Origin of the sequence: Phormidium yuhuli AB48, from assembly GCF_023983615.1 — a bacterium.
Classification (GTDB): domain Bacteria; phylum Cyanobacteriota; class Cyanobacteriia; order Cyanobacteriales; family Geitlerinemataceae; genus Sodalinema; species Sodalinema yuhuli.
This window is the reverse complement of sequence record NZ_CP098611.1, coordinates 653,873-665,372: the sequence shown is the minus strand read 5'-3', so window position 1 is coordinate 665,372 and position 11,500 is coordinate 653,873. Positions and strand designations below refer to the sequence as shown.

At 53.4% G+C, this 11,500-nt stretch carries 7 protein-coding genes; 5 read left to right on the top strand and 2 right to left on the bottom strand.

Annotated elements, in window-relative coordinates:
- Positions 1 to 192: 192 nt before the first annotated feature.
- Positions 193 to 2,160, bottom strand: a complete 1,968-nt coding sequence (locus NEA10_RS02740) for a DUF3352 domain-containing protein (protein WP_252663686.1) — start codon at positions 2,158 to 2,160, stop codon at positions 193 to 195.
- A 144-nt stretch (positions 2,161 to 2,304) separates the two neighbouring features.
- A complete protein-coding gene (gene hypD, locus NEA10_RS02735; RefSeq protein ID WP_252665273.1) occupies positions 2,305 to 3,408 on the bottom strand; it encodes a hydrogenase formation protein HypD in 1,104 nt (367 codons plus the stop codon).
- A 249-nt stretch (positions 3,409 to 3,657) separates the two neighbouring features.
- On the opposite strand from hypD, the gene hypA reads away from it, so the two are divergent.
- The 5 genes from hypA (at position 3,658) to nifJ (ending at position 11,487) form a co-directional block, all read left to right on the top strand.
- A complete protein-coding gene (gene hypA / locus NEA10_RS02730) occupies positions 3,658 to 3,999 on the top strand; it encodes a hydrogenase maturation nickel metallochaperone HypA (protein WP_252663685.1) in 342 nt (113 codons plus the stop codon).
- 2 nt (positions 4,000 to 4,001) lie between these two features.
- Positions 4,002 to 4,871 (top strand): hydrogenase nickel incorporation protein HypB, encoded by an 870-nt coding sequence (gene hypB, locus NEA10_RS02725; RefSeq protein ID WP_252663684.1) that lies wholly within the window; start codon positions 4,002 to 4,004, stop codon positions 4,869 to 4,871.
- A 1-nt stretch (position 4,872) separates the two neighbouring features.
- A complete protein-coding gene (gene hypF, locus NEA10_RS02720; protein ID WP_252663682.1) occupies positions 4,873 to 7,134 on the top strand; it encodes a carbamoyltransferase HypF in 2,262 nt (753 codons plus the stop codon).
- Between the two features lie 256 nt (positions 7,135 to 7,390).
- Complete coding sequence (locus NEA10_RS02715; RefSeq protein ID WP_252663681.1) at positions 7,391 to 7,624, top strand: HypC/HybG/HupF family hydrogenase formation chaperone; 234 nt, start codon at positions 7,391 to 7,393, stop codon at positions 7,622 to 7,624.
- Between the two features lie 317 nt (positions 7,625 to 7,941).
- Positions 7,942 to 11,487, top strand: coding sequence for a pyruvate:ferredoxin (flavodoxin) oxidoreductase (gene nifJ, locus NEA10_RS02710; RefSeq protein WP_252663680.1), 3,546 nt, complete (start codon positions 7,942 to 7,944; stop codon positions 11,485 to 11,487).
- The last annotated feature ends 13 nt before the right edge of the window (positions 11,488 to 11,500 follow it).

The following is an 11,500-nucleotide window of genomic DNA, read 5'->3' as shown; positions in this document are numbered from 1 at the left end:
CCAATTCCAAAAACCTAGATTTAGTTGCCCTCATCCCGGTAAAATAGGAGTAATTAACACTCATCGCCACTCAATTCGAGATGGCTGTAGATGTGACGACAGATTTCAATCAGCCGAGGAGCAATCTCGTTAACAAGGCTTTGGATGCGATCGAGCATCGTGAGGTTCGTTTCTGCGAAAGGTCTTCTCTCTCTAGTGTCGCTTAGGAGACAGGACAAGGCGAATATCGAGTTGTTCTCTCTCCTCGTCAATGGATACCCCTAAACTCAAACTGCGTAGAGATTGCAGAACCTCCAAAAAGGGATCAGGGGGGGGTTCTTCTTCGGCTAAGGGAAGGGTTGTATCAAAAGGTTCCACATCGAACAGTCCCACATCGACCGGAAGCCAAATATCTCTGAGTGCCGTAACGATCGCCCCTAAATTATAGTAGGCTGAACTGGCTCGGTCAGGGGGGAACGGGGCGATCGCCGTCTGGAAGTTATAACTGTCCAATAGGGAAATCCGAGGTTGGGGATAGAGGCGATTCACTGAAGCCATCCCGGTGGTTATCAGCAAGGTCTCCGGCGTAACCCAACCGTAGGCCAACTGACTCATCATCTCCCCCTCTAACCCCAAGGGCAAATTCCAACTGACAAAGGACTGATCCCCAATCGTCTCCTGGGAGATGTCGAGCAAGCCATCGGTGAGATTGAGAATCCAACTATCAAGGGATTCTAACATCCGTTCCGCCGCCGGGCGATCGCTCGTTTCCAGATAGAGACCCACCTCAAAGGGGAGAAACGGAAAAAACGCATCCTGATTTCCACCGATGGGAGGATAGATAAATACGGCAAATTCTCCATCCATCCATTGAAACAAGTCCGCTAGTTCCAAACCTAACGCCTGACGAACCTCCCCGCGAACCTCATCCAAACCTGAGGCGATTTCAGGAATTTCCTCAACGATAGAAACCAGATTTAAGAGAGACTGGCCGAGGTAAAGGCCATTGGCGGACATATAGGCTTCCCCCGGAAGTCGCGAGAGAATACGATTGGGGTTTTGCAAACGGGCCGCAATCTCCAGTTGGGGGTCTTGGTAGTAGCTACGAAATTGGAACCGTCCACCGGCCTCATCGGCCCAAACCAGGGCGTTAAAGCTAGTGTAAGCTTCGGCGTAGAGGTCTCCAATCGGGGAGATTCCAGACGCAAAAGGCAAAACAAAGGGAACGTCGGGGGGGTTGTCTTCTAGGGTTTGACTGAGATTGGCAAGTTGTTGGAAATCTCCATAGACGGCCAGGACGGCGGTGGGGAATTCGGGATGTTGGAGAAGTTTCTGAAATTCGGGATTGTCCGTCAGAGAAGCGGTTGTTGGGGAAAGGTCCAGATAGGCTTTAATCTCGTCGAGACGACGGGCGACAATAACCGTATCGTCCGGGAGGCGGGCGATCGCCAAACTTGGTTTAGAGAACGCAACAGCATCCCTCTCCTCAGTTGGGGTCATCGGCCCCTCAATGAATCCCTGGGCCCTCAGTTGACCGGGTAGTTTTGAGAGTGGTCTTGACAGGGAATCTGGTAGAAGTTGCCTGGAATCCTCCCATTTTACGGGTTCTATCTCCTCTGGGGAATCATGCCAAATGTCGGGTAACTCTGGAGGGTCGAACACATCAAACAAGATTTCCACTTCGGGGTAGGCCCGAATCTCAACTCCCTGATAGGTTTCCCGAGTTGGGGAGTTCTCATAGTCGGCGTCTAAGAGGCTGAGATAGGTTTCAAAGGCCGATTCATCGGCCAAGGGAATTAAGGTGACTGTCGCCACCTCGCCCGGGGTCTCCAAATCCCGGTCTACCTCTGGGGGTAGAGGAATAACCGCTGTGACCCCCCATCCTTGGGCCCAAGGGTTCACCAACTCGTTTTCTTCTGAGGCGACAACGGTTAAAAAGGGTAAGAAGGGGGGATTACCGAAGGTTTGCGAAATCCCCTCAAACCCTTGGAAGCGTTCAAATTTTTGCCAAGCCTCTTGACCGTTCATTAATAACACCGCAGCGGTGTTGGCCGGGAGACGTTGCAGCATCTCCGGAGGGGCGATCGCTCTTTCGGTCATCTCCTGAGTTCGGGCGGCTGGGGGGGATAGGCCCAAAAGTGTCGAGAGGAGAACAGTCAGGGTCAGGTAACGCTTTACCATTCGGGGGAGTCCTTTAAGCCGGGAAAGAGCGTTTGATGGGTCGAGAGTCGTCTTAAGTTTGGCACAGGGGAGCCAGAATGTCACTTGAGGTAAGGCCTTTTTTCCTCGTCCTCAGTCGATTAGAGGACGTTTCATGTTCTGATCTCAGACCTCCGCCACATCCGCCCGCCAACGATAATAGGCCGCACAGGCCCCTTCCGAGGACACCATGGGGGCCCCCAGAGGATGGTCTGGGGTGCAACGGGTGCCGAAGGCGGGACAGTCATGGGGTTTGCGGAATCCTTGCAGAATCTCGCCGCTGATGCACTCCGTCTCCGTTGCATCTGGGGAGATGTCACTGGAAAAGCCGAAACGGCGATCGCCATCAAATTGGCCATATTCCTCCCGTACCCCCAAGCCACTGGCGGGAATTTCCCCTAAGCCACGCCAGTGACGGGGAATCACCTCAAACACCTCCTGAATCAGCGTTTGGGCGGTGGGATTTCCTTGTCGTTGCACCGAGCGGCTATATTGGTTTTCAACTTTGGCCACTCCCGCTTCGAGTTGCTTGAGACAGAGATAAATCCCCTGCAAGACATCCACCGGTTCAAAGCCAGTGACAACGATGGGGACTTGATAGGTCTCGACTAAGGGTTCATATTGGGTATAACCCATAACGGTGCAAACATGACCGGCGGCCAGAAATCCCTGAACGAGACAGTTCGGTGAACTCAAAATCGCCTCCATAGCGGGAGGGACGAGAACATGGGAGACTAATAGGGAGAAATTGTTAAGCTGTTGTTGCTTGGCTTGGTAAACGGCCATGGCGGTGGCGGGGGCGGTGGTTTCAAAGCCGACGGCGAAGAAGACCACCTGTTTCTGGGGGTTGTCGCGGGCGATCGCCAACCCATCGAGAGGCGAGTAGACGGTTCGCACATCGCCGCCAGTGGCTTTGACACTGAGAAGGTCGCGATCACTCCCCGGAACCCGTAACATATCCCCAAATGAACATAAAATAACATCCTCACGACGGGCTAAATCCAGGGCTTTGTCGATGCGTTCGATGGGGGTGACACAGACGGGACAGCCGGGACCATGAACTAGGGTGACGCCATCGGGAAGTAGGCGATCAATCCCATATTTGACGATCGCATGGGTTTGTCCGCCACAAATCTCCATAATCGTCCAAGGTTGCGTCACGAGGTCGGCGATCGCCTCAGTATATTGCTGCGATAAACTCGCATCCCGATATTCACTGACAAACTTAATCATTATCACCCTCTCCGTTAGATAAGTTGAAGGACAAATCTTTATTAAAGCTTAATATTTTTGCCTGTTCTTAGCCTTGACAGCTCTTCAAAAATCTTCTAAAGACATCTGACCACGGCCGACAGGGAATCTGCTTTTCAGGTTAATCTAAAAACTCTCCCAGGAGAAGAAATTGTAAATTTTATGAACAAGACTTTAAGATGCCGGTTAAATTTTTTATAGTTATAGGTAGAGACAGGGAAGCCCCCAATGCACGAAGTCAGTATCATGGCCCAAACCCTGGAAATCGCCCTCAATGAGGCGAATCGACAGGGTGCAAATCAGATTCACCGCTTAACCGTTCGCGTCGGAACCCTCTCGGGAGTCGTTCCCGATGCCCTTCGGTTTGCCTTTGATGTTGTAGCCAAAGATACCATTGCCGAACAAGCTAACTTTGAGATTGAACCCGTCGCCGCCCGTTGTTACTGTCAAACCTGTAACCAAGACTTTTATCCCGAGGATATTATTTTCGTCTGTCCCCATTGTGGAACCCTAAGTTCCCAGGTTCTCAATGGGAAAGAACTGGAATTGTCATCATTGGAGATATCCTAATCATGTGTCAAGATTGCGGTTGTGCCGTTACCCCAGCTAATGTTCGTATGACATCAGAAAATCATTCCCATCCTCATCCCCATCACCACCACACCCATCACGACTATTCCCATCCTCATCCCCATCACCATGACCATTCCCATCACGACCATTCTCATCCTCATCCCCATCACGACCATTCCCATCAACAGATTAACCTCCATCAAGCGATTCTCTCCAAAAATGATCGCCTAGCGGAACGAAATCGCGGCTTTTTTGCGGCCAAAAACCTCTTTGTTCTCAATATCCTTTCCTCACCCGGTTCTGGGAAAACCGCCCTCCTTGAACGCACCTTAATGGACTTGAGCGATCGCCTTCCCGCCGCCGTCATCGTCGGAGACTTAGAAACCGACAACGACGCCCAACGATTGCGACGCAGTGGACAACAGGCGATTCAAATCATGACCGAAAGCCTCTGTCACCTCGAAGCCGAAGCCATCGCCCAAGCCACCCAGAAACTGGATTTAACCGACATAAAACTCCTAATTATCGAGAATGTGGGCAATCTCGTCTGTCCCGCCGCCTATGATTTAGGAGAAACGCAACGGGTAGTTCTCTTATCGACAACAGAAGGAGAAGATAAACCCCTAAAATATCCCACGGTGTTTAAATCCGCCGATGTGGTAATTTTGAATAAAATCGATATCGCTGAAGTGGTGGGATTCGACCGCGATCGCGCCCTGGAGAATATCCGCAAAATCGCCCCCCAAGCCCAAATTCTGGAAGTTTCCGCCCGGACTGGGGAAGGAATGGCTCAATGGTATGAGTATTTACAAGGGCAAGTAACGGGTAAACCGGGAATGGTAAACCGGGAAACGCTAACGGTTGGCTAGGATGATGTCTCGCCTCCACCTAGACATTCAAGGAATTGTCCAAGGGGTGGGCTTTCGCCCTTTCGTCTATCAACTCGCCACCGCCTTAAGCTTAGGAGGTTGGGTAACCAATACCGCTGACGGAGTCGTCATCGAAATCGAGGGCGATCGCCCCCAACTCGAACAATTCTGTCAGCGTCTGCTGGCTGAACTCCCTCCCCACGCCCAAATCCATCACCTCCATCGCCAAAAGATATCCCCCCAGGGCCAAACCCACTTCCAGATTCAGGCCTCCCAATCCCATCCCCAACGCAAAACCGCCCTAATTCTCCCCGATTTAGCCACCTGTTCCCACTGCATCGAAGAACTCTTCAACCCCAACAATCGCCGCTACCGCTATCCCTTCATTAACTGCACCCACTGCGGCCCCCGCTATAGCATTATCGAAACCCTGCCCTACGATCGCCCCCTCACCACCATGGCCGGGTTCCCCCTTTGCCACACCTGTCACCAAGAATACGACAATCCCGGCGATCGCCGTTTCCACGCCCAACCCAACGCCTGCGACGTATGCGGCCCCCAACTTGAGTTTCATCCCCCCACCAACCTCCCCCCCCTAGACGCCGCCCAAACCCGACTCCGTCAGGGACAAATCCTAGCCCTGAAAGGCTTAGGCGGCGTTCAACTCCTCGTCAACGCCCAAAACGAGGGGGCGGTTCAACGATTGCGTCAGCGGAAATATCGCCCCAGTAAACCCTTTGCGGTGATGTACCCCCATCTCGACGCCGTTCGTCAAGACTGTTTCCTCAGCGACAAGGAAGCCGAACTCTTACAATCCCCCGCCGCCCCCATCGTCTTATTGCAGCAAAAACAGCCTCACCTGGCCCCTTCCGTCGCCCCCAACAATCCCGATTTAGGGGTAATGCTTCCCTACACGCCCCTCCATCATCTCCTGTTGCGAGAATTCGCCGCCCCCCTCATCGCCACCAGTGGGAACCTCTCCGGGGAACCGATTTGTATTGATAATCAGGAAACCCTGGAACGTCTGGGAAACATCGCCGATGGCTTTTTGCTGCATAATCGCCCCATCGCCCGCCCGGTGGATGACTCGGTGGTACGGGTGATGGCTAAGACTCCCGTGATGTTGCGACGGGCCCGGGGATACGCCCCCAGAACCCTCTCGATTCCTGGATTATCTCAATCGGTGTTGGCGGTGGGCGGGTATTTTAAGAATACTGTGGCGATCGCCTTTGAGGAGAAGGTGTTTGTCAGTCAACATATTGGTGATTTAGACAATCCCGCCAGCCGCCAGGCGTTTGACTACACCTTGGCCAAACTCTCCAGTATTTACGACTTTGAACCTGAGGTGATTGTCTGTGATGCCCATCCTGATTATCCCTCAACTCAGTTCGCCCAACATCTGGCCCAAGATAAACAAATTCCCTTAATCCGGGTTCAACATCATCAGGCCCATATCCTCTCGGTGATGGCGGAACATGGATTACAGGCCCCGGTGTTGGGGATTGCTTGGGATGGAACCGGCTATGGGATGGATGGAACCATTTGGGGTGGGGAACTGTTGCAGATTGATTCCTCTGAGAGGGGATTTCAGCGGTTAGCCCATTGTCGCAGTTTTCCTCTCCTGGGGGGCGATCGCGCGGCTAAGGAACCGCGACGGGCGGCGTTGGGGCTAATCTGGGATGTCTTCGGGGAGGAGATGTTTGAGAATCCTAGTCTAACCTCCCTGCCACCGTTTCAGGCCTTTTCTCCCTCGGAATTGACGCTGGTTCAGACGGCGTTCCGTCGTGGGATTAATACACCCCGCAGTAGTAGTGTGGGGCGGTTGTTTGATGCGATCGCCTCTCTGTTAGGGCTTCAGCAGCGTCTGACTTTTGAAGGGGAAGCGGCCATGGCCTTGGAATTTGCCGCTAGAACCGTGGAGACGGCTGAATTTTACCCAATTTCCCTCTCTGGGGGAGTTTGGGATTGGCAAGAGATGCTGTTGGGGATTTTGGGCGATCGCACCTCAGGAGAGTCGATTCCCTATATCGCCGCCAAATTTCACAACAGTCTGATTGAGGCGATCGCCCAGATGCTGCATAGCTATCATCATTCCTCCCTTCCCGTGGTATTAACGGGGGGGTGTTTCCAGAATCAGCGTCTTCTGGAGGGGGCGATCGCCCGCCTGCAAGTGATGGGAATCCAAGCCTACATCAACCAACAGTTCCCAGCCAACGACGGCGGCCTCAGCCTCGGACAAGTCTATCGACTCTGCCAATCCTGAGCCAATTCTCCGGTTTGCCGTTCGCTGCCAGCCATCTTACCATAAAAACTATAATTTGTCAGTTTTTTTGAGCTAAAAACGTTATGAAATCCCCAAAAAACTGGGGCGATCGTAAAAAGTTTTTAAATCCTGACCCTCTTTCCCGAAAATTCTTCTACCATAGCCCATAAGACTGTAACAACGAGGTCATCCCAATCCCCAAACCCCGCCTCATACTTGTTACAATTCTTGTCATTCTTTCGCATTTATACAACTTATGTGTTTAGCCGTCCCCGGACAAGTCTTAGAAATTGAGGGAAGCGACCCTCTAACTAAAAGTGGCAAAGTGAGTTTTGGCGGAGTCGTCAAAACCGTGAGTCTCGCCTATGTTCCTGAAGTGGAGGTTGGCGATTACGTGGTCGTTCATGTCGGATTTGCCCTCAGCAAAGTGGATGAAGCCGCTGCCCAGCAAACCTTAGCTGATTTACAACAGATTGCAAAATTGAGTTAACAAACGTAAATACCTCTCGCAATTTTCCTATAAATATCCCATACTAAATGAAGGAGAATAACGTTAAATAAAGCAATTTTTGGGAGGATTTTTGTTTCAGGAAAATTTCAATTAACCCGCCATTAACCTTGTTCTTTAAAACAACTCCCTGATTGTTTTAAAGCTGTTAAATGTTGTGAAGAATAACGGGCCACCGTCCCGACGCTGCCATTACCTCCCCGGCCGTGCGATCGCGAAGCGTGCAGGAACTGCAATCGCTCCCTTAAGCCAAACCCGCACCCACTCCCCCGAACCGCCGCTCACCAAGGATTAAGAGCATGAACACTAGCACCTACGCCACCCTAGACGGAAACGAAGCCGTTGCCCGGGTTGCCTACAAACTCAACGAAGTCATCGCCATCTACCCCATCACCCCCGCCTCTCCCATGGGAGAATGGGCCGACGCTTGGATGTCAGACGGGCAACCGAACCTATGGGGAACCGTCCCCTCCGTCATCGAAATGCAGAGCGAAGGGGGGGCAGCCGGGGCCGTCCATGGGTCCCTACAAACGGGGTCCCTGACCACCACCTTCACCGCCTCCCAGGGCTTGCTGTTGATGATTCCCAACCTCTACAAAATCGCCGGGGAACTCACCAGCGCCGTCCTCCATGTCGCCGCCCGGTCCCTGGCCGCCCAGGCCCTATCCATCTTCGGCGACCATAGCGACGTCATGGCCGCCCGAGGAACCGGCTTTGCCCTTCTCTGTTCCGCCTCCGTCCAAGAAGCCCAAGACCTAGCCCTCGTCGCCCATACCGCCAGCCTCGAATCCCGAGTTCCCTTCATCCACTTCTTCGACGGCTTCCGCACCTCCCACGAAATCCAAAAAATTTCCACCCTCGACGACGCTGTCATTCGCGATCTCATCGATGACGACTGGGTCTATGCCCATCGTAGCCGAGGACTGACCCCCGATCGCCCCGTCCTGCGAGGAACCGCCCAGAACCCCGACGTCTTCTTCCAAGCCCGAGAAAGCGTCAACCCCTTCTACAGCGCCTGTCCCGACATGGTACAGCGGGCCATGGACAAACTGGCACAACATACCGGCCGCCAGTACCAACTCTACGAATATCACGGCGCCCCCGATGCCGATCGCGTCATCGTCCTCATGGGGTCCGGCTGTGAAACCGCCCAAGAAACCGTCGACTACCTCAGCGCCCAAGGAGACAACGTAGGAGTCCTCAAAGTGCGACTCTATCGCCCCTGGGACATCGAAAAACTCCTCGCCGCCTTCCCCAAAACCGTCAAGAAAATCGCCGTCCTCGATCGCACCAAAGAACCCGGCGCCGGCGGCGAACCCCTCTATCTCGACGTCGTTTCCGCCTTCAGCGAAGCCTGGGAAGGAACAATGCCCAAAATCGTCGGCGGACGCTATGGCCTCTCCTCCAAAGAATTCAACCCCCCCATGGTGAAAGCCGTCTTCGACAACCTCAGTCAAGACAAACCCAAAAACCACTTCACCATCGGCATCCACGACGACCTCACTCAAACCTCCCTCCCCTACGACGACTCCTTCAGTACCGAACCCGATGAAGTCTCCCGTTCCATCTTCTACGGCTTAGGGTCCGATGGAACCGTCGGCGCCAACAAAAACTCCATCAAAATCATCGGTTCAGCCACCGATAACTACGCCCAGGGCTACTTCGTCTATGACTCCAAGAAATCCGGGGCCGTCACCGTCTCTCACCTGCGCTTTGGTCCCGAGGCCATTCGGTCCACCTACCTAATCAACCAGGCCAACTTCGTCGGCTGTCACCAATGGACCTTCCTCGAAAAACTGAACGTCCTCAAAGCCGCCGCCCCCGGGGCCACCTTCCTCCTCAATAGTCCCTATAGTCCCGAAGAGGTTTGGGACCGCCTCCCCCTAGAAATTCAAGAACAGATTGTCCGCAAAAACCTGAAATTCTACGTCATAAACGCCCTACAAGTGGCGCGGGACAATGGCATGGGGGGACGCATCAATACCGTGATGCAAACCTGCTTCTTTGCCCTCTCCGGTGTCTTACCTCCGGACCAGGCGATCGCAGAAATCAAAAAAGCCATCGAGAAAACCTATGGCAAAAAAGGACAAGCCGTTGTCCAGATGAACCTCAACGCCGTTGATGCGACCTTGGACCATCTCTATGAGGTCAATGTCCAGGAAGCGACGTCCACCGTACGCATGAGTCCGACCATTCCCGAAGCCGCGCCGGAGTTTGTCCGCAGCGTCGAAGGGAAAATGTTGGCCCGGGAAGGGGATGACCTACCCGTGAGTGCCCTCCCCTGTGATGGAACCTATCCCACCGCAACCGCAAAATGGGAAAAACGCAACGTCGCCCAAGAAATCCCCGTCTGGGACCCCGATGTCTGTGTGCAATGTGGCAAATGCGTCATGGTTTGCCCTCATGGAGTGATTCGTGGCAAGGCTTACCCAGAAGGAGAATTAGCCAATGCCCCTAGCCGCTTTAAGTTCTCCGACGTGCGGGATAAAGACCCCAATTTCCAAGGAGGCAAATTTACCATCCAGGTGGCCCCAGAAGACTGTACCGGTTGTGGGATTTGTGTCGATGTCTGTCCGGCGAAGAACAAATCCATGCCTTCCAAGAAAGCCATCAATATGGAAGCGCAACCGCCGCTACGGGAACAGGAACGGGAGAATTGGGACTTCTTTCTCAATCTTCCCAATCCCGATCGTCGCAATCTGCATCTCGATCGCATCCGTCAGCAACAATGGCAAGAACCCCTGTTTGAGTTTTCCGGGGCCTGTGCCGGTTGTGGGGAAACCCCCTATCTGAAACTGGTCTCGCAACTGTTCGGCGATCGCACCGTCATCGCCAACGCCACCGGCTGTTCCTCCATCTACGGCGGCAACCTCCCCACCACCCCTTGGTCTCAAAACGCCGAAGGACGGGGGCCAGCCTGGTCCAACAGTCTCTTTGAAGACAACGCCGAATTTGGCTTAGGCTTCCGCATGTCCCTCAACAAACACATGGGATTTGCCCAAGAGTTGCTGCAAAAACTCTCCGGGGAACTGGGGGACAATCTCGTCCAACAGCTTCTCAACAATCCCCAGAAATCCGAAGCCGACATTTGGGACCAACGGGAAGCGGTGGCTGGCTTGAAACAACAGCTAGAGTCCCTGAACAGTCCTGACGCCAAACAACTGCGTAGCCTCGCCGACTACCTAGTGAAAAAAGATGTCTGGATTATTGGTGGGGATGGCTGGGCCTATGACATCGGCTTTGGCGGATTGGACCATGTCATCGCCAGTGGGCAAAATGTCAACATCCTGGTCATGGATACAGAGGTCTATTCCAACACCGGCGGACAATCCTCAAAAGCGACTCCTCGCGGCGCAGTGGCCAAGTTTGCCGCTGGTGGGAAACCGGCACCCAAGAAAGACTTGGGCTTAATTGCCATGACCTACGGCAATGTCTATGTGGCGTCTGTGGCCATGGGGGCGCGGGATGAACATACCCTGAAGGCCTTTATCGAAGCCGAGGCGTATGAGGGTCCGTCCTTGATTATCGCCTACAGCCATTGCATCGCCCATGGCATTAACATGACCACCGCCATGAGTCATCAGAAGGCGTTAGTCGAAAGTGGTCGCTGGTTGCTGTATCGCTATAACCCTGAGTTGAAAGAGATGGGTCAGAATCCCTTGCAAGTGGATTCGCGATCGCCCAAGAAAGGGGTCGAAGCCTCCATGTACGCCGAAAACCGCTTCAAGATGCTGACCAAAACCAAACCCCAGGACGCAAAACGGTTGCTGAAAGAAGCCCAAGGCGATGTGGATACTCGTTGGGCCATGTATGAGTACCTGGCCAACCGTCCCATCAGCGGTTAATCCATTTCCTAGG